This is a genomic window from Anaerotruncus sp. 1XD42-93 (genome assembly GCF_009917605.1).
Lineage (GTDB): Bacteria > Bacillota > Clostridia > Oscillospirales > Ruminococcaceae > Anaerotruncus.
Map to the genome: position 1 here is coordinate 14,961 of NZ_QZEG01000016.1, position 18,222 is coordinate 33,182.

26 protein-coding genes are annotated in these 18,222 nt (G+C 56.4%); 7 read left to right on the top strand and 19 right to left on the bottom strand.

Translation table 11 applies throughout. The annotated features are described in order from the left end of the window. Positions 1–9: 9 nt before the first annotated feature. From D5269_RS08120 to D5269_RS08190, 15 genes are all read right to left on the bottom strand, one after another. Positions 10–1,983, bottom strand: a complete 1,974-nt coding sequence (locus D5269_RS08120; protein WP_120484928.1) for a prohead protease/major capsid protein fusion protein — start codon at positions 1,981–1,983, stop codon at positions 10–12. Then, the gene (locus tag D5269_RS08125; protein ID WP_120484929.1) at positions 1,883–3,451 is read right to left on the bottom strand and encodes a phage portal protein; all 1,569 of its coding nucleotides are present in this window, start codon (positions 3,449–3,451) and stop codon (positions 1,883–1,885) included. Before D5269_RS08125 ends, D5269_RS08120 begins: the two co-directional genes overlap by 101 nt. Continuing rightward, entirely contained in the window at positions 3,448–3,669 is a 222-nt protein-coding gene (locus D5269_RS08130; protein WP_120484930.1) for a hypothetical protein, read from the bottom strand. The genes D5269_RS08125 and D5269_RS08130 overlap by 4 nt, the downstream gene beginning before the upstream one ends. After that, entirely contained in the window at positions 3,666–5,486 is a 1,821-nt protein-coding gene (locus D5269_RS08135) for a terminase gpA endonuclease subunit (protein WP_120484931.1), read from the bottom strand. Before D5269_RS08135 ends, D5269_RS08130 begins: the two co-directional genes overlap by 4 nt. After that, positions 5,476–6,015: a hypothetical protein gene (locus D5269_RS08140; protein WP_120484932.1), complete on the bottom strand. Its 540-nt coding sequence runs from the start codon at positions 6,013–6,015 to the stop codon at positions 5,476–5,478. The genes D5269_RS08135 and D5269_RS08140 overlap by 11 nt, the downstream gene beginning before the upstream one ends. Positions 6,016–6,537: 522 nt before the next feature. Beyond that, positions 6,538–6,909: a hypothetical protein gene (locus D5269_RS08145; RefSeq protein WP_120484934.1), complete on the bottom strand. Its 372-nt coding sequence runs from the start codon at positions 6,907–6,909 to the stop codon at positions 6,538–6,540. Positions 6,910–7,076: 167 nt separating this feature from the next. Further along, the gene (locus D5269_RS08150) at positions 7,077–9,494 is read right to left on the bottom strand and encodes a phage/plasmid primase, P4 family (protein ID WP_158604911.1); all 2,418 of its coding nucleotides are present in this window, start codon (positions 9,492–9,494) and stop codon (positions 7,077–7,079) included. Further along, complete coding sequence (locus D5269_RS08155) at positions 9,487–9,768, bottom strand: AbrB/MazE/SpoVT family DNA-binding domain-containing protein (RefSeq protein WP_120484936.1); 282 nt, start codon at positions 9,766–9,768, stop codon at positions 9,487–9,489. The genes D5269_RS08150 and D5269_RS08155 overlap by 8 nt, the downstream gene beginning before the upstream one ends. A gap of 16 nt (positions 9,769–9,784) precedes the next feature. Beyond that, positions 9,785–10,819 (bottom strand): DUF3102 domain-containing protein, encoded by a 1,035-nt coding sequence (locus D5269_RS08160; RefSeq protein WP_158604912.1) that lies wholly within the window; start codon positions 10,817–10,819, stop codon positions 9,785–9,787. Further along, the gene (locus D5269_RS08165) at positions 10,806–11,591 is read right to left on the bottom strand and encodes a ParA family protein (RefSeq protein WP_016318005.1); all 786 of its coding nucleotides are present in this window, start codon (positions 11,589–11,591) and stop codon (positions 10,806–10,808) included. Before D5269_RS08165 ends, D5269_RS08160 begins: the two co-directional genes overlap by 14 nt. 10 nt (positions 11,592–11,601) lie before the next feature. Then, complete coding sequence (locus D5269_RS08170; protein ID WP_120484938.1) at positions 11,602–12,021, bottom strand: single-stranded DNA-binding protein; 420 nt, start codon at positions 12,019–12,021, stop codon at positions 11,602–11,604. Continuing rightward, entirely contained in the window at positions 12,006–12,422 is a 417-nt protein-coding gene (locus tag D5269_RS08175) for a hypothetical protein (protein ID WP_120484939.1), read from the bottom strand. Before D5269_RS08175 ends, D5269_RS08170 begins: the two co-directional genes overlap by 16 nt. Positions 12,423–12,444: 22 nt before the next feature. Then, positions 12,445–12,906: a hypothetical protein gene (locus tag D5269_RS08180; protein WP_120484940.1), complete on the bottom strand. Its 462-nt coding sequence runs from the start codon at positions 12,904–12,906 to the stop codon at positions 12,445–12,447. A gap of 3 nt (positions 12,907–12,909) precedes the next feature. Then, positions 12,910–13,179: a hypothetical protein gene (locus D5269_RS08185; RefSeq protein WP_120484941.1), complete on the bottom strand. Its 270-nt coding sequence runs from the start codon at positions 13,177–13,179 to the stop codon at positions 12,910–12,912. A gap of 41 nt (positions 13,180–13,220) precedes the next feature. Beyond that, positions 13,221–13,385 (bottom strand): hypothetical protein, encoded by a 165-nt coding sequence (locus D5269_RS08190; protein WP_158604913.1) that lies wholly within the window; start codon positions 13,383–13,385, stop codon positions 13,221–13,223. A 150-nt stretch (positions 13,386–13,535) separates the two neighbouring features. On the opposite strand from D5269_RS08190, the gene D5269_RS08195 reads away from it, so the two are divergent. After that, entirely contained in the window at positions 13,536–13,934 is a 399-nt protein-coding gene (locus D5269_RS08195; protein WP_120484942.1) for a hypothetical protein, read from the top strand. Positions 13,935–14,174: 240 nt separating this feature from the next. Here D5269_RS08195 and D5269_RS08200 read toward each other — a convergent pair whose 3' ends face one another. After that, positions 14,175–14,348 (bottom strand): hypothetical protein, encoded by a 174-nt coding sequence (locus D5269_RS08200; RefSeq protein ID WP_158604914.1) that lies wholly within the window; start codon positions 14,346–14,348, stop codon positions 14,175–14,177. A gap of 208 nt (positions 14,349–14,556) precedes the next feature. Here D5269_RS08200 and D5269_RS08205 point away from each other — a divergent pair, with 208 nt between their 5' ends. Further along, on the top strand, positions 14,557–14,766 hold the full coding sequence (locus D5269_RS08205; protein ID WP_120484943.1) for a YozE family protein: 210 nt from the start codon (positions 14,557–14,559) through the stop codon (positions 14,764–14,766). Between the two features lie 389 nt (positions 14,767–15,155). Here the strand turns inward: D5269_RS08205 and D5269_RS08210 are convergent, their stop codons facing one another. Beyond that, the gene (locus D5269_RS08210) at positions 15,156–15,392 is read right to left on the bottom strand and encodes a helix-turn-helix transcriptional regulator (protein WP_120484944.1); all 237 of its coding nucleotides are present in this window, start codon (positions 15,390–15,392) and stop codon (positions 15,156–15,158) included. A gap of 102 nt (positions 15,393–15,494) precedes the next feature. Between D5269_RS08210 and D5269_RS08215 the strand changes: the two genes are divergently transcribed. Continuing rightward, positions 15,495–15,713, top strand: coding sequence for a helix-turn-helix transcriptional regulator (locus D5269_RS08215; protein WP_120484945.1), 219 nt, complete (start codon positions 15,495–15,497; stop codon positions 15,711–15,713). Between the two features lie 50 nt (positions 15,714–15,763). Beyond that, the gene (locus D5269_RS08220) at positions 15,764–16,075 is read left to right on the top strand and encodes a hypothetical protein (protein ID WP_120484946.1); all 312 of its coding nucleotides are present in this window, start codon (positions 15,764–15,766) and stop codon (positions 16,073–16,075) included. 76 nt (positions 16,076–16,151) lie between these two features. Here the strand turns inward: D5269_RS08220 and D5269_RS08225 are convergent, their stop codons facing one another. After that, positions 16,152–16,379, bottom strand: a complete 228-nt coding sequence (locus D5269_RS08225; protein ID WP_120484947.1) for a helix-turn-helix transcriptional regulator — start codon at positions 16,377–16,379, stop codon at positions 16,152–16,154. 119 nt (positions 16,380–16,498) lie between these two features. On the opposite strand from D5269_RS08225, the gene D5269_RS08230 reads away from it, so the two are divergent. Continuing rightward, positions 16,499–16,714: a helix-turn-helix transcriptional regulator gene (locus D5269_RS08230; protein WP_120484948.1), complete on the top strand. Its 216-nt coding sequence runs from the start codon at positions 16,499–16,501 to the stop codon at positions 16,712–16,714. 81 nt (positions 16,715–16,795) lie between these two features. Here D5269_RS08230 and D5269_RS08235 read toward each other — a convergent pair whose 3' ends face one another. Next, complete coding sequence (locus D5269_RS08235; RefSeq protein WP_120484949.1) at positions 16,796–17,017, bottom strand: helix-turn-helix transcriptional regulator; 222 nt, start codon at positions 17,015–17,017, stop codon at positions 16,796–16,798. Positions 17,018–17,160: 143 nt separating this feature from the next. On the opposite strand from D5269_RS08235, the gene D5269_RS08240 reads away from it, so the two are divergent. Both D5269_RS08240 and D5269_RS08245 read left to right on the top strand, forming a co-directional pair. Then, entirely contained in the window at positions 17,161–17,532 is a 372-nt protein-coding gene (locus D5269_RS08240; RefSeq protein WP_120484950.1) for a helix-turn-helix transcriptional regulator, read from the top strand. A gap of 78 nt (positions 17,533–17,610) precedes the next feature. Then, entirely contained in the window at positions 17,611–18,186 is a 576-nt protein-coding gene (locus tag D5269_RS08245) for a Uma2 family endonuclease (RefSeq protein WP_120484951.1), read from the top strand. Positions 18,187–18,222 lie beyond the last annotated feature (36 nt).

Sequence of the window (18,222 nt, forward strand, 5' to 3'; positions counted from 1 at the left end):
AATCCCTCCTTATGCCTTGCCCGGGTTCTTGAACAGGCCCCGGTAGCCCAGCAGCGTGACCCCCCGGTCGATATAGACCCGGTACTGCACGCCCAGTTCATCAAACGCCATCCGGCTCTCGACGATCGGCGTCTCGCTCCCGTTCAGGTAACAGACCTCGATCGTGTCCGCCATGCGCGGGTCGGCTGCGAAATAGTAGGGCTGCGCGCCGCTGTCCACGTCCAGCTCGGCGTCCACTATCAGCCGCATCCGGTTGCGGAACACGTTGGCCACCCCCGAATTGCTGCTCCCCGGATCGGCCAGCGAGGTCAGCAGCTTTTCCATCTCGGTCTCATCCGCCGCGCTCGAAAGGATATATGCGGGCGAAAGGTTCAGGTAAGCGTTGTCGCTGATGTCCCGCTGGGTGCGCATCTTTTTACGCGCCTCGGCGAACGTCGCGGTCGAGGGGGCTGCGCCGGTCCCAAGGTTCCGGTGCGCCGCGCTGAACAGCCGGTTCCCGTCGTACATGACCGGGTTCTGCTTCAGCAGGTCGTACACCGCCGTATTGATCCCCCGCTGTGCCGCCAGCGAGAACCGGGTCAGCGTCCGCGACACCAGCCCGATGTCGTCGTTGATAAACAGCTGGCGGGTAAAGGTGATCTTCCGCCCGAAGGTCAGCAGGCGGCGGGTTGCAACCGCTGCATCCGACAGCCGCGCTTCCTTGAGCTCCCCGTTCTGCGGCACCTCGAGCAGCTCGCCCGCCTCGCCGATCTCGTAGAATTCGGTCGGCTTGAAGTCGGACGCGCTCGCCTTACTGGTCCAGAGCTGGAAGGTGGTCGGGACGGTGTCCCTGCTGCCCAGCACGATCCGGTTGGCCACGTTGGACAGGATCGACACAAACGCGCTGTCCGGCGTCATCGACCGGCGGAACAGCTGCTCCGCGCTCATCCGGTTGGCGTCTTCCACCCCTGACCGGGAGAGGCATTCCACCGCGATCCGCGAGAACGACATTCCCGCGAATTCCCCCGCGCCATCCGCGGGTTTTTCGGGTGCATACCCTGCCCGGATCAGCAGGCCGTCCGCTGCCGCCGCCCGCACCTTGTCCAGCTCATCCACCGTAACGCCGGTCTCGCGCCCGATCCCGCCTGCCACTGGGGTGCGCTCAGCCGACAGCCGCTCGAGGATCGCCGCCCGCACCTGATCCACCGTCTGCCCCTCCGACAGGTACTGCGACCGGGTCTTATCGTCGACCCCGAACCGGGCGCAGAGCGCGTCAATCTGGGTTGTGCGTTCCCGCTCCGCCTGCACTGCCCGTGTCAGCGCCCCGTCATCCTGCATGGGCGGCATCGTTGCCGGTACCGGCTCCTGTGTCCGCTGCCCTTCCTTGGGCAGAACCTCCGCCGGGGTTGTTCCCTCCTGCTTCTCTTTCAATGCCATTTCACATGCCTCCTCCATTGTTCTGCCCACACCGACCGTCGGATCGGCGGGGACCGGTTCCAGACTGATCTCATGCGGCTGCCACCGGGTCGCGACATACGCGGGCCCCGTAAACCGCCCGTTTGCGCTGGTATCGCCCGCCTTCAGCTGCTGGTACGGGGTCAGCAGCCGGTACCCGATCGACACCCCGCTTAACATCCCCTTTTCCAGCTTGCTTTTGAGCCGGGCGCTGTCCGGGTCGTCCTCGTCCATCTCGATCACCGCCCGGCACTGCCGTTTCTCCTCGTCCAGCCATGCCCGCACGATCTTCCCGACCGGCACCAGCCCATAGTTGACGTCCCGACCATGCGCGAAGAGCAGCGCACCGCCCCGGTTTAAAAGCGACAGGTCGACCGCGCCCGCATCGTGTGAGAGGATCTCCCTGCCGTACCACCGGGCCGCGGGCGTCTCGCTTGAAATCGAGATCTCAAACTGTGCGGGCTGCCCCTCGACCGCCCGGCATTCCAGCTGTGCGCTCCGGTGCGCCAGCTGTCCCGCCCCCGGCGGGCTTTCCATCTGTTTTGCCATCCTTCATCCCTCCATTGTCGAGCAGCCCCAGCTGCTCCAGATATGCTCGTTCCTGTGCCCTCTGCTCCGCGACCTCCTTCCAGTCGGTCCCGCGGGCCGCGCAGAGCGCCTGCATGGTGGTCTGTCCGGTCTCGAGCGCGATCCGGTTGGCGTTCGCCTCCTTGAGCGGGTCGATCCAGTCCCAGCCGCTGCACAGCCACACATGCTCCTGATACCGCTGCGCGTCCCGTTCGTATCCCGGCAGGTCCAGCCGGCCGCTCAACACCATCCAGTCGAGCCACTCCTCATAGACCGTCTCGCACAGATGGTCGATCAGCCAGGTTTGCAGGCCCCTGTAGGTTTTCTGGTCCTCCAGCAGCCCCTGCCGCGCGGACGAGTAGGTCACCTGCGACATATCCCGCGACGCGACCTCGTAGCTCAGCCCCACGCTGCTGCCTGCCAGCCGCTGGGCGGTGCGCACCAGCGGATCGACCGTCGAGCTGGTGCCTGCCTGCGAGATCGGCTGGACCTCCTCCCCCGGGTTCAGATAGACCACCATCCCCTGCTCCAGCAGCTCGGCCGGCGGTTCCCGGTTCTCTTCCCGCTGCGCCTGCCCGAAGCCTCTGCCCAATCCGGCCAGGCCGCCGCTGAGTGTTCCCTCTGTTTTCTTGATCGCCATCGAAAAATGGCACTGCACCCGCTCCTTCTCCTCCGCCGCGTCCAGCAGTTCGTTGAGGTCGTCCACCCGCCCTACCGACGGTGCGGCCGGGGAGATCTCCCGGATCTGGCTGGTGCGGGTCAGGCAGGACAGATAGCTCACCCGGTCCGCGGGGATGCGGCGGGTTTCGACCGGGAACCCCCACGCGTCATACACCCGGATGTGGTAGGCCAGCGCCCGCCGGTAGTCGTCCACTTCGATCCCGCCGATCACCCGGCGGCCCTCATGCCCCTGTACCGTCGTGTCCAGGTCATCCACCTCGAGCAGCTGGAGCTGGTACCGGCCCTCAAAGTAGGACCGGATAACCAGGATCCCGCCGTCCACCAGCCGTCTCCGCAGGCAGAGCGCCAGCACCTCCCGGAACCCGAACCGGCCGGAAACCTCGCAGCTGCCCGGCCTGCACCACCTGCGCCACAGCCGCTCGATCCGGCTGTTGAGCGCTTCCTCCTCCGTACCGTCCGCGCTTCGAATTTTCGCTTGCAGGACAATCCCGCTCCCGATCACGTTTCGCTCGAAGGCGAGCAGCAGGCTGTTCATGACGTCCGAGTTGCGCTCGAGGTCCCGGGCGCGCGCCCGGATGATCTCCCGCGCCCCCTGGTTGGCCTGTTCCCCGGTCGTGTTGGACTGCGCCATCCCCGCGCTGCGGGGGCTGCGGTCGGCTGCCGCGTAGAAGTTCCGCTGTGCGTGCCGCCGCCATGCCTCCCGCTCACAGGCGAGCCTCGGCGCGATCGGCAGCAGCATCCGGTTGAGCAGGCTCATCTTCTGTTTCATCCGCCCCGCCTCCGTCCCAGCACCGCCACCGTATACGCCGGACGTTCCATCCGGCTGATCCGGACGGTAAGCTGCTCGTATTGCGCATACAGCGTCCCAAGGTCCGCATATTTGAGCGAACGCGACCCCAGCCGGTATTCCTGCGCCCCGTTTTCAATCCGGTTGATCGCTTTCAGCAGTGCTGCGCGCCGCTCCTTGAGTTCCGACAGTTCACTCATACCGATCCCCTCCGTCTAAATGATTTTCCATGCCTGCGGGGCCGCTCCGGACGGCTTTCCGGCTGCGGCGGGGGCTGTTCCGCCTGTGCCTGCCTGCTGTAGATGGTGCGCAGCCCATAGACGTCCGCCGCACAGGCCGCGTAGACCTCGCAGTCCAGGTAGTGGTTGTCCCCGCCCGAAACCTTCTGTTCCCACCGGCTGACCAGATGTCCCCGCCTGCGCTCAATCACCTTGTGTTCGGCGGTGATCTGCTCGGCGTATTCCGGGTCGCACCCGTCGTGCAGGAACCAGCCTCCATTCTCCACCGCCCGGAACAACCGGGAAAAGATCATGTCTTTGTAGAAGTCGGTGTCCACCCAGAGCATCAGCTGGCCGTCCGCCATCCCGTTGCGCTCAATCCGGCCCGCCCGGTATTTGCTCTGCATCCGGGAGGATGACCCGCGGCTCGCCACCGCCCAGCTGCTGTTGACCGCGCAGAAGTCGAACACCGTGTCGGTCTCGTATCCCGCGTCCACCAGACACAGGTTCACCTGATACTTCCCGCCCTGCGCATCCTCGTACCAGGCGTTCATGACCCGTTCCAGCTCGCCCCAGGAGAACGCCTGCCCATGCGCCACGTTGAAGCTGGTCATGTTGACCCGCCACGCCCGCACCGTCCAATAGAGGCACCGCTTCTGCACATCCACCCCGCCGGTCAGCATGACCGTATCGGGCGGAACCCTCCCTGCCGGGTACTGCCCCTGCCGCGTTTCGAGCAGGGTTTCGGCGTCCATCTGCCGGTCGATCTCCTTGTACGGCTCGGCCAGCCAGGAGTTGATAAAATTCTGACGCAGCTCGGGCGCGCTTTCGCTCTCGATCCAGTTGGCCGCGATCTCCCCCAGCCGCACCCACGGCGAATAGAATACGTTGAGCCGGAACGCGATCCTGCGGCGGCTCCCGTTAGTATCGACCGCCTTCCACCGGCAGCTTTGGAGCATCTCCGCCCGGTCGGCTTCACTGATGACCGCATCGCATTCCTCGCAGAGGTAGACCGCCTGGGCCAGCGCCTGATCCGCAGTAGCGCCCTCCGGCCACTTGAGCCGTCCGAACTTGTAGGTCCATTCGGCGTGGCAGTGCGGGCAGGTCACGAAGCATTCCATCCGGGTGTCCGCCTTCAGCCATGCCTGCCAGGTCGGGCCATCCTCAAAGACCGGCGTGGACATCCGCACCATCTTTTTGCTGCCCGGATAGGTCTTGAGCCGTTCCCGGGCCAGCGCTGCCGGCGCTGATTCCTTCCCGGACCGCGCCGGGAACTTGTCCTCCTCGTCCAAAAACAGGTATCGGACCGCGCGGCTCGCGAGGTCGCTCGGGGAGTTCGCGCCCACGATCCCGATCGACACGCCGCTGCGGAACCCCAGGTCGTCCCACTTACTCCCCTCCAGATACTGCCGCGCCAGCTCCGGACAGTCCCGGATCATCGGCTGGATCCGCCGTTCGGACACCAGCTGCGCCAGCTCCTTCTGCGGCAGCACCATCAGGATAGGGGCGGGGTCGTTGCAGAGCGCGGCCCCGATCATGTTCAGCTCCGCCTCGGTGCCGCCGACCTGTGTGCACTTCACGAACGAGATTTCCTCCACCTCCGGGTCGTTGAACGCGTCCATGAGTTCCCGCAGATAGGGGGTGTAGGAGGTGCGCCACCGGCCGGGCTTGCTCGACTGCCCTTCGCCTAGGATGCGGCAGCGGTCCGCCCACTCGCTGACCCGTTCCCGCCGGGGCGGGCGCAGCGCTTCAAGCGCTTCCCGGATCCAATCAGGCGGGCTGTACCGGTTATCCGCCATCTGTGTCCAGCTCCTCCCGCGCGATCCCGCCCACCGCGATCTGCTCGAGTCCCTCCCGGATCCGTTCGTCGATCCTATGGTTCAGCCGCCGGGCGGTGTCGCCGTCCACATAGGGCGACACCAGCAGCCCCAGTTCCCGGCCCAGCCCGGTGACCGCCGTTTTTAAGACCAGCAGGAACCGGGAAAGGTCCCGCACCACCTGCACACGGGGGAGATATTCCCCTTCGGCCAGCCGGTTCTGGAACTGCCGGGCCTCAAACTGCGCCTGTTTGAGCTGGGCGTCGTAGTGCAGCCGCAGCTCCCCCGCGCTCATCTGCTCCGGGTCGGACGGCATCTCCGGACGCTCCTCTCGCTTGGCCCGCCAGTCAAGCACCGCCTTGAGGTCGTAGTACCCGCGTCTGAGCTGCGGGCATCCGCTGCGCGTCCAGTTGCTCAGGGTCGCGGTGGTCACCCCGAAGTATGCAGCGGTCAGGCGGGTGCAGAGCACCACCGTCCCGTCCTCGAAATACAGCTCCGCTTTCTCCGTCATAGCCCCCTCCCTCTGCTTCGTCATTTTGACAGGATTTTTCCGGCATCCTGCTCCGGCTGCCTGGAAATCCCGTCATTCTGCACAATCCCCTGCGCCCATACCCGCGCTCCGGCAACCTGCACAAGATTTCTGACGATCTGGGCAGGATTGGAAAATCAAAAGATCAAACCGGATTTTTCGGGTTTTACGGAGCTTTTTTTCGCGCTCAACGGACCCGCGCACAAGCCGCCCCGTCAGGAGTACCTTTGCCCGGCGGGCCGCGCAGACTGCGAAGCCCGGATCAAAAGCCCTGCCATGCAGGGCCGCCCAGCCGCCTCTGCGTGGACGCTGTGGAGCCGCTTCCGGCAGCGCATTGCCCCGCTTGATTTTGTACCGGGGATTTGATTTGCGTACAAAAAAAGAGACGCACCCTTTCGGGTACATCTCTACAGGTTTATTATACGTCAAGAATGGTGCCCTTTTCAAGGTGAACTTTTGTAAGAAAAACTACATAAAAGGTGAACTAATTAAAAAATTTTCGGCTTACAGGTCAAGCGCATCCAATGCCCGGGCTTTGAGTTGCAGCGTATATCGCTTGGACCACCCCTTCTGCCTGCAAAAGTCCGCAACCGAATCCCCTGCCAGATAGAGCGCTTCGAGCACCTCTCTGTATTTCTCGTTGTTCATCCCGCCTATGGCCCGCATCAGATCCCCCCGAAGTTCCTGCACCTGACAGGTCAGCTCCTCGCACTCGGCGCGGATATGCAGCGCGGCCACCTTGACCTGGTTTTTCCCGCCCGGATCGCTCCCTTCGGCGATCGACTCCCAGCGCGCCGCCTCCTCGCATTTCCGCTCGAGCCTTGCCAGCGCGAGCAGATACCTCTGCGCCCGGCGCTGCTTCTCTTTTCTATTCATTCTTTTCTCCTTTTTCCCTTTTTTAAAAATAAATATAAAAGATAAATAATAGATATGGTGTATCCTTGGATGGTGCATATGGTAGATATGGAGTCAATGCTAAGAAGTTCCCTAAGGAAACATAGGGGAAAGTTTACGCAAACGCCTGCAATCCGCCATATCCGCCATCAGCCGGTGGGGGATTGCGGGGCCATCGCGAGGTATTCGCGCCCAATCGCGGAAAACTCCACATCCAGAAACTCCGAAAAGCGCATGGTTTTTCGCCGAAAAAACCGATGGTTGTCCACCAGCTCGGTCGAAAACTTCTTCTGTCCCAGCGGATACCGCTCCCCATTCTCTTCCGCCCACGCCCGGTAGACCGCGTAGATACGGTGGCTCGGCAGCGCACTCCCCTGTGTGCGCACCAGACAGTCGTCTATAAACTCCTTGACCCGATCCATCTCGTTGCGGTAGTCCTCGTTGGCGTTATCCACCCGCAGGCACTGCGGCATCCCGTACCGGTACCAGTCGATTGCCCCCTGTACCGCCCAGCGGAAGATGCCCGGCCGCTCCGCGGCCAGACGGTCCCCGAGATCCCGGTCCTGCTTTTCCGGCGGGAACTGCGCGGTGAATGGGATCAGCCGCACCCGCCGCCAGATCCCCTGGTCGCTGCCGGTAATCACCGGCTTGGCGTTAGTGCTCATCACCACCTTGAATTCCGGTTTATAGTCGAACGACGCCTTATAGAGCAGCCGCGCGGTCACCACATCCTCACCCGTGATCCGTTTGACCATCCCCTCTGCCAGACGGCAGCCTCCGTCCGGCTCTGATGTGGTCAGCAGGCGCACACTTTTCATCCGCGCCAGCTCGGCTGTAGAGGTGTTCGGGCTGCTGCGGTCCTTGACGATGATCGCTTCGGGCGGGCTGTTTTTGGTGTAATCCCCAAGCAGCGAGGTGACCGCCTCGACAAACCGGCTCTTGCCGTTGCCGCCCGAACCCCACAGGAAAAAGATGCATTGTTCCCGGGTTGAGGCGGTCAGGCAGTAGCCCACCATCCGCTGAAGGTAGAGCGCGAGATCCACGTCCCCACAGGTGATCTCGTCCAGGAACTGCATCCAGCGGGGGCATTCCGCCACCGGGTCATACTCCACCGCCGCGATCATCGAGAGCATATACTCCCGCTTGTGCGGCAGCAGCTCGCCGGTCTTGAGGTTGAGCACCCCGTTCTGTACGTTCAGCAGCGCCTGATACAGGTCCAGCTCGCCCGGCAGCACAGGTATCCCCTCCAGCGGCTGCGCCTCCCGGATCATCGCCTCTTTATACTTGCTGCTGCGGGTCTTGCGGACATGCTTGAGCAGGTCCCCGCTGTCATAATTTAAACGTGCCTCCTCTTCCATCCGCTCAAGCAGCGCGTTCGCCCGCCGCTTGACCTCCCCTGTTTCATCCACCGCCCACTGTTTGCCGGTCCAGTACATCCAACGGCCGTTGACATGGTCGTATCTGAGGTCCCGCCAGAAAGCGTCCCGGAACCGGTAGGCGTTGCCGGTGTCGTCCAGCGTATACCGCTCCGGGTCCGGCCTCACCTGTGCCGGTTGAGAGGGCTGTGCGCCCTCCGAAGGCGGCTCCCGCCTTCGGGAAGGAGATTCCGGAGGCGGTTCCGGAAGCGGCTTCCCGCCGCCTCTGGGCCGGTCATACGGGACAAACGTCCGGGTCGTCCCCTTGACCGCCGCGGCAATCGTCTTCTGGCCGTAGGTCTGCGCGCCCCGTTTCTCGTCCCATTTTTTGCGGTACAGCCCCGAGGCGCGGAACACCGTATCCATCCGGGCGCCGTCCCGGTCAAACCAGAACGCCAGATGACCACAGAACAACAGGTCCGCCTCGCTCTGGCTCTTACCCGAAAGCTGCGGCAGACTGCTCCAGTCCCCCGCGTAAAGCCGCCGTATATCATCCCCGGTCTCCTTATTCCGGAACGCAATCTCAAGAATCTCCTGATCCGAAAGGTCACGGACCGCCTGACGGGAATCCGGTGTCCTTGCCGCGGCGGGCTTTGGCGCGTCCAGCCTGGTCTGCTCGACCGGTTCGGGCGTCAGATATTTCCGGTGGATCTCGTCCAGCTCCTTGGTGCAGTCCCGGAGCGGGTACGGCCTGCCGGACGGGTCGAGGTACGCAGATCCGGTTACCGTAAAATACCGCCCGGTATCGTACATCTCGAGACCGAGCGAGCTGTCCCGCCTGCCCTCCCGGGCAGGCAGCCGCCCCTTGCAGAGGATATGGATGCCCGTACCGGAGGGGGAAACCTCGGTATAGCTGCGCATTGTCTCAACGATCTCCCGCGCGAATGCGCTTAGCTCCCCGCCGTCCACACAGTCGTCGATGTCGATGCCGCAGATTCCGTTTGCAAACTGGATGCCGATGCCGGTCGCGCCGTGTTCCTTCACCGCCCTGACCGCTTGTCCAAAGCTGGACCAGGTGGCCGGTTTGTTGCAGCTCGCCGGGTACAGGAGGCCATCCGCATTTGGACACGCACACAGGGGTATCTTGCTCGGGTACTTGTGGCAGACCCACTGGGAGAGCTGCTTCAGCTCCTCCGGTATGTACTCATACATGGCGGACCGCAGTCGAAAGCTCCATGACCGCCTGCTCCAGATGCATCCGGGCCGCTCCATCTAACGCAGGAAGAGCGGCTTTCGCCTCCTCCAACAGCTTCTCGACCGGATTACGGTACTGAGGCCGGTATTCACGCAGGAACACATTTCCCTGCTCATCCAGCCAGATTTCGATGGATGAGCCGTTCTCCCAGCCGTGCGTGCTTCGGATTTCTTTTGGGATCACCAGCCGCCCCAGCTCGTCTATTTTGCGTACAATACCCGTTGCTTTCATCTCTTTAACCTCCTGTTTACAGATCTGGCGGCAGATCTATCTCCTGATGCCCGATCAGCTGGTTGGTCATCAGCCGGATTTCCTGCCGGATTTCGTCTATCTCTTCCGCCGCCTCTTTGAGCGCGTTCAATGCCAGCGTTCCTTCTGTACGGCTGAGGAGCACGGTGAACTGTTCAAAGCCCGACCAGAGCGCCCCCACAAACCGTTCCCGGGCATCATCTGCCTCCTCCGCAGTATAGATCGCCTCCGATCGGGCTGGCTGCTGCCTGAGCTTCCGTTCCGCGGCTTCCGCCCGCTGGCGTTCGGCGGCGATCTGGCTGCAGTATTTCTGCTCGGCCTTTGCCTTCTCCTGCTGCCGGATCTCCTCAATCTGCTCCTCGCTGACCTCCGCCACTGCGACCTCAACCGGGCGGTGCTGAAGTTCTATGACCTGCCCTTGCAGGTCGTCCACACAATGCTGTGCCCGCTCCGCACGCTTTCTCTGTTCCGACGCTTCCCGCTTTGCGATTTCCAACTGTTCATCTGCTTTTTCTTTTGCAACAAGCGCATTCATGTAGTTGTCATACTCCCGTTTGGCGCGGGCTTTCTGCTCTGCGGCCTCCTTGCGGGCCTGGTCCCGCTCGCGGATCGCCTGCTCCAGCTCACGTTTGGACATCTCATCCACCGTTTTGGGCACCCCATTGACCAGGTGGCTTTCCGCCAAAAATGCTTCCCGATCCTCCTCCGGGACCTGCAAAAGCGCCAGCATTTTGGTGTAGCCCAAATCGGCAACCGGTTGCCGATTTCCATATTCGGTTGCCAGCCGCATAAAGTTGCGGGCCGAACGCTCGCTGAAGTCCACTGCATCCCGCAGCCAGTCCGCCCATTCCCCATGCGGCAGGCGCTCCTTGGCTTCAATCAGCCGCTTACCGATCTCGATGATATTCTGGACTGTCTGCGCCTTATAGAAATTGATCTCCACCGCGATCTGCTCCACAGTGCGTGGCCTGTCCACTGTTTCTGTGTTGGATTCTTTCGGAGCCATCATCTCCCGGACGTTAAACTTCCCCACCTGCGCCCTCCTTTCTCTGCGCCAGATACTCCGCAACCAGCGAAACGTAGTCCTGCGCCGCTGTGCTGCGGGGCGCATGAACCAGCAGCGGTTTGCCCTCGTAGGTTGTCTCAGTGACCTTGACGGTGCTCCGGATGCGGGTTTTGAAGATGGGATAGCTTCCATCATCATGCAGCCAGTCATCCCCGCGCTGATTGGCCTTGTTGCGCTGGTACATGGTAAAAAAACAGCCCGCAAACCGCAGGCTGGGGTTGCTCTCCCGGATCTCATCCACCTGCTCGATCAGCTCCGCAAGACCATCAAACGCAAACTGGTCGATCTTGACCGGTACGAGCACATCGTCTGCGGCCATAAGCGCATTGATGACGCCGACGTTGATGTCAGGGGCATTGTCAATCACACAAAAGTCGTATACATCCCGCACCGGGTCGAGCGCCCGCCGGAGCCGGTAGTCCCTGCCCCGGCTCATGTTGATGAGCAGCGAGCTGTTCGCCGAAAGCAGGGACATGTTCGCGGGGATCAGGTCGATCCCCGCGATCCCGGTCGGTTGGATCACCTGCCGGACGTCCATCCCGGGTTGGGTCAGCAGCTCGGCAATGCCGGGGCGTTCGTAGCTGTGCAGCCCCCAGAATTTGGTCGTGTTGCCCTGCTTGTCGTTGTCGATCATCAGGATACGCTGATGGTGGACCACAGCCAGCACATGGGCAATGTTGATCGCACTGATCGTCTTGGCGACCCCGCCCTTCAGGTTGATAATGTCAATCACTCTCATGCTGCCACCTCTAAAACGGAAGATCGTCGCCTGGAGGCATCTCGGTGAAGTCTTCCTGCTCTGTCTGCTTGGGCGCTGGCGGTGCCTCCGGAAGCCCTTTGTCTGTCTTGCTGCCATCCCCGCAAAACCGCACGCTCTGGGCAATCACCTCATAGAGTTTTCGCTTGATCCCATTCTTGTCCGTATAGGTGCGGGTTTCAATCCGGCCGTCCACTAAGCACGGCTTGCCCTTGCAGAAATACTTGGCGACAAACTCCCCGAGTTCCCGCCAGGCAACGATGTTGAAAAAGTCCGCCTGGCGCTTGCCATCCTTGTCCGCGTACTGGCGATCCACTGCAATCGCGAAGGTCGCAACACTGACCCCGCTGGGCGTCTGTCGAAGCTCCGGATCCGCCGCCAGACGCCCCATCATGATTACTTTTTGGTACACCCGTCTACCTCCTCCGAAACCGTTTTGGGGCATACCGGTCTTGATGTATACGGCGGATGAGCAGGAGGTACACCGATGCATCTGCCGCCTACATACGATGGGCAGGTGGTTGTCTGGTCGGTATACGCCATCCTCACTCTTCCATCTACTGGGCAGGATCCATCTGATACAGGCAGCGCAAGCGTCTGCAAAATCAGCTGCAAATCATCCAAAGCCAGGGCCTTTCTTTCGATGAGGCTGCCGAGCTTCATCAGATCTTCCGGCGATCCAGCGGGGACGAACCGACGCCAGACCAATCCTTTCGCTGCCTTTGCCGCCGCCTCGTTCAGCTCCACCTGAAGCTGACGGGACTTCTCAAGCAGGTCTTCCAATTCCTGATCCTTTTTTCTCATAAACTTCATCTTGCTTCTCCTCTCATCTTTTTCAGATTATCAAATCACTAAAATCGGCGATCTTGCACTGTAACTCCGCATCTAGGCGTATGTACTTTTGCTCGTGCATCTCCAGCACTTTGTAACCATGCTTCCGTAGCACCTTACACAGGGTGCTTTTTCCTGTCGGGCCTTGTCTTCCGTCGATGATGATATACCGCTGCTCCTTCTCCTGACTGTTCATTGAAAGGATCTCTCTGGCCGCATGAAGTCCAAGCATTTCTGTCAGGTAAGCACGTAGCGAGATCCCAAGGGCGGCCTCCTGCTCTATGGTCAATTTGTCTTTTTCGAGCTGTTCGTTCATAGCTTCTCCTGCTTCCGGATAAAATCTGCGTACACTCTGAGCAATGAATTGCAGGCCGCGCTCCAGGTCTTCCTGCACAGAGCACGACGTTTCCACCTGAAACGCCGTCTCTGTTCCATTCTCACTTTTAAAGCTTCCGCGATACTTCATTTTTTACTCCTTTCGTACCGTCAGCCGATCTATAAAGGCATCGGCAAAGGCATGCACAGCGGATCCGGGGGTCACGTAATGACCAACCAGTGCAAAAGGACCCTTGCTAAAGCCCCTGATGTAAACAGCATAGGCAGCAGGGCAGGTTGAGGAGCCATCTTCCACCAACAGGCAGCTGTCGCCAAGCACCCCTACGACCCGGCATCCATCAGGCAGATAGTCTTCGATCATGGGGACGCCCTGCCAATTTGCAGGCGGTATGAATTCTTTCATAGAGCCTCCTTAGGTTTTAAGAGGCAAATCTACCCATCCCATTATCTTTTCTTCTCCGTTTCCGGATTTTTCGGTGTTAGAACAATTTCGACAGGATAGCCACGCTGACGGCTGATTAAATCAGACAGTACAGAAACGATATAGTAAGGGTCCCATTCTTTCTTATCCCGCTCAAACGCTTCCAAATCAATAGGACTGATCTTCATGTGATATGCCTCCTTCTATCGAATCTGTATGCATCTCGGATTGTCCACGATACCGACATCTCCGCCGCCCGCCGGGCGGCTCTTTAGTAGTTGCTCCCTACATCCTTCTCTGTTATACTAATTTAATACACTATGAAAGAAGGATCGAAAATGTCAAACATTCCAGAAGACCTCTCATTTCAAATACTTGAACATATACAAAACAAGGCAGATATAGAAATGGATCTTTATCAAAAATCTCTGAATATGAATTCTGAAGAATCTGTACACGCCATGCTTCATGTTCCTTATTATGAAACAGAAGAATTCAAAAGCAAAATTCAAGATATTATGCAATCCCAACGCGAAATAAAAGCTCGGGTTCAAGAGATTGAATTCAATTTTGAAGTTGAAAGACAATCCCGTGTCGAATCCGAAAAAAAAGCAATGGAGGTGGCCAATAGGCAAAAAAATATTGATCGCATTCGCTTCTGGACATCTCTCATCGCTACACTTATAGGCAGCATTGCTGCTGTAGGTAGTTTAGTCGCGACTATCGTTTTGAGTTAGGGCCATACCATACATAGAAAAGTATCATAACGATAATATTACACACTGCTGTAACCGAGTTAAAAATGATTGTGATCATATGGCCTGTCATCTCCAGCACCTCCTTTCCGCCGCCCGCCGGGCGGCTTTTTTATGCACTAAGGCTGTTCCGATTTTTCCGCTTGCTTACACAGACAAACCAAAATACTCATCTTTCAAGGCTTGTCCTTCATAACGAGGGGATATCCCCCTATGCGCGGATTAGGATACATCTTCCGACTTCTCCGTTTCCGGATTCTTCGGTGTTAGAACAATTTCGACAGGATAGCCACGCTGACGGCTGATTAAATCAGACAGTACAGAAACGATATAGTAAGGGTCCCATTCTTTCTTATCCCGCTCAAACGCTTCCAAATCAATAGGACTGATCTTCATGTGATATGCCTCCTTCTATCGAATCTGTATGCATCTCGGATTGTCCACGATACCGACATTTCCGCCGCCCGCCGGGCGGCTTTTTCTTGCATTTTTAACCACTCTGTGGTATTCTTGGATTGTACCTACTTCATCGGATTACTGAGTGACTTTTTTATTTGCACAATCTTTTTCACATGGTACAATTCAAGAGAAAGAAGGTATACGCATGATTTTTAAAGAGTGGTTGAAACAACACAAAGACGATCCGTCTGCAATTGGAGATATTGCAAAAGATATGCTTGCGGACCCTCATTTTACCGAATCTCAAAAGAAAGAGGATATCTTGGAATATCTCCAAAAGGCAGGCGCGATACAAGATGCTTTAGATGCCTTTAATCTCGCTTGGAAGGAATACTCTCGTGAGCAGAAGCGGTAAATGACAATTCTGTGTTACAGCGTACCCATTCGTCCGTATAGGGCTTGCGGTACCAACCTGAGCAGTTTTTATTCCAGCTTTGAAGTTTTTCCACGAATTTCGCAATTTCCTGAGCATCACCTTTAATAATAATTTCCATAAAAATCTCCTTATAATTTAGTCATCGGTTGTCCGAAGCGGTGCAGGTTCTTGCAAGAGTTCTGCCAGATCACCTGCTGAAATAGGGTATACTTCGCTCTAGGATACTGGATAAGTAGCTGCAACTGCTTATCCAGCATTCCTTTTGTTTTTTTCGCTTAACACAATGGAAACACCCCCTTTCCGCTGCCCGCTATGGGCGGCTTTTTCTTGCATTTTTAATCACTCTGTGGTATTCTTTGGTTATACACTTACTTCGCCGGATTGCCGTCCGGCTTTTTTTCTATGTCCGGGGTTGCCGCCCCGAACAATTTGCGAACATCTTCAATTTTCAGGGCATCTGCTATCCGTATTGCCGTGTAAACATCTGGTATACGTTTACCCTTCTCGTAATATTGATAGCTGCGTAATGCAATACGACTACTTTTAGCTACCTCTTCTTGTGTCATCCCCCTTTCCTCACGAATCTTTTTCAAAATGTTAATCATTCTCCTTCTCCTTAAAATTTAACATGCCGTTTCGTGCATGTTATGTTATCATAATAACATGCCGTTTCGTGCATGTCAACACTAAAATTGCGAGGTGTTGTCATGTCAACTCTAAATGAAAGGCTAATCCAATTAAAAAATGAACGAGGACTGTTGCAAAAGGATATTGCTAGGGATGTAGGGCTTGCCTTACGAACTTATCAATATTATGAAACTGGACAACGCAAACCCGATTCTGACACCCTCATCGCCCTCGCGGACTACTTCGACGTGTCTTTGGACTACCTCGTGGGCCGCAGCGACGATCCCGCGCGCCATTGACCGAACCGCCCTCGCCATGTTATACTCTTAGAAAAAAGGAGGGGCTTGAGATGAACAACGAAGAGAAAATTCTAGCATTACTGGAACAGATGATCGAAAAACAGGATCAAATGGCTGCTCGTCAGGACCAAATGGCTGCTCGTCAGGACCAAATGGCTGCTCGTCAGGACCAAATGGTAGCTCGCCAAGATAAAACAGATGCCGCTATCGCCGATTTGCGCAAGGAAATGAACAGTATGCGCGAAGAGATGAACGAGCGTTTTGATGCGGTCGAAGCCAGCTTGAAATACGCCTGGCAGGATATTGCTTTAATCGAGAAGCGCGTCAGACAACATGAAAAAGAGTTTCACAACGTTAGTTGAGTTTTCCTTTCCGCCGCCCACTATGGGCGGCTTTTCCTTGCATTTTTAATCACTCTGTGGTATTCTTTGGTTATACCTACTTCGCCGGATTGCCGTCCGGCTCTTTTTCTATGTCCGGGGTTGCCGCCCCGAACAAATCTTCAACTGTGCTGTTAAGTGCTCTGGCGATCCGGATGGCCGTCCGTACGCCTGGTTCTCGCTTGTCATATTCATATCTCTGATATGACAATTCAGATACCCCAATCTCTTTGGCAACCTGCGCCTGTGTCTTGCCGGACTGCTCGCGGGCTGCCCTTAATTCCATATTCACTTCATCCTCTCTTTCTAGACTAACACTACCATTTGGATATGTGTTGATGATATAATAACACTACCATTTGGATATGTCAAGTCTTTCTCTAAAATTGTTGGAGGGAATTTGCCATGTCTTTCGCAGAACGTTTAAAAGAACTTAGAACGTCAAAAGGTCTAACTCAAAAGCAAGTATATGAAGCAGTTGGCATGTCAGCTATTGGCTACCAACGTTATGAATACGGCGATAGGGAACCAGCATACCAAAAACTCATCGCCCTCGCGGACTACTTCGACGTGTCTTTGGACTATCTCGTGGGCCGCAGCGACGATCCCACGCACCATTGACCTCCTTTCCGCCGCCCGCCGGGCGGCTTTTTGCTCTGAATATTGCTTTTTAAGAAATCAAAGAAGTTTCTTGAAAAGCAACTAATTGGCAAAAAAAATTTCACTAGGAGATTTACCTACTATGGAGGCGAAGTTTTCCATTTCACTTCTAGTGAAATCCGTTTTTCCGTTTATTCTAGCTGATAAAGTTGATCTGCTCATCTGCATCTTTTGGGCTAATCCGCCAATATCTAAGCCAGCTTCAACAATACTAGCCTTTAACTTTCTTGCTTCCATTTCCGTTAAATAGCTATATAATTTCATTTTTTCACTTCCTTGTTAGTTTCTTTTTACGTAACAAATATAACATCTATTTGACCAAAAGTCAATACAAACTGTAAAAAAAGTTGCTTTTTACGTATTGACTTCAAAACATTTAAATAATATAATATCGGTGAGGTGAAAAAATGAATATCGGTCAACGAATTAAGGCTCTAAGAGAACTTCGAGGTTTAACTCTTGAGCAAGTTGGAAATTATCTTAATGTAAATAAAGCGACTGTCCAAAGATATGAAACAGGAGATATAGATATTAAGCGGACTGTTGCCATAAAACTCTCTGAAATATTGAACACTACGCCTTCTTACATTATGGGATGGACCGACGATCTCTCTCATGCTTCCCAGAATGTAAGTAACGATGCTTTAGAAGTAGCTTATGCATATGATAGAGCTACCCTCAAAGATAAAAACATCGCTCGACAAGCCTTGGATCTCCCCCCGTTAGAGCCGTCCGCTAAAGAGGTTTCTTCCTCGGGCGATCGAAAATTTGCAGTTTGATAATGTAATCTGGTTGGATGATTTCCGATAAATAAAAAAAGCCCGCTACCAAGCGGGCGTGCGAAAGGAGCAGATGCTATGAACGGGAACCTCGCATACAAAGAGGATTGGCGGGAAGAACTAATCGGCGGGAAAGTCGTGGCCATGTCCCCCCGTCCTACTTTTAACCATAATCGAGTTGCAAGCAGAATTTACTGGATTTTTGAAAGTTATTTGAGAGGACACGCCTGTACCCCTATTGCGGACGGTACCGATCTTTATCTGTCTGAAGCGGATCTCTTTGTTCCTGATTTTATGATTGTTTGTGACCGAAATAAGATCAAAAGTGATGGTGTCCATGGCGCTCCTGATTTAGTGGTGGAAGTCATTTCCCCTAGCACAGTCAACAGGGATCGTGGCTATAAGAAAGATCAGTATGCAAAATGTGGTGTTCAAGAATACTGGATTGCAAATCCTGTTGATCGATCTATCGAAATCTATCTTTTTAAAAACAACGAGCTTGGGTTTGACCGTGTGTATACAGTTCATCCTGACTGGATGCTGGCGAAGATGTCCGAAGAAGAGCGGGCTGCTGTGGAAACACATTTTAAATGCAGCCTGTTTGACGATTTCGACATTTCTCTGGACGACATTTTTAGCGGTCTTTTACCGTAAAAATAGAAAAAGCGCTCTCAGCACCACCAGCACCGA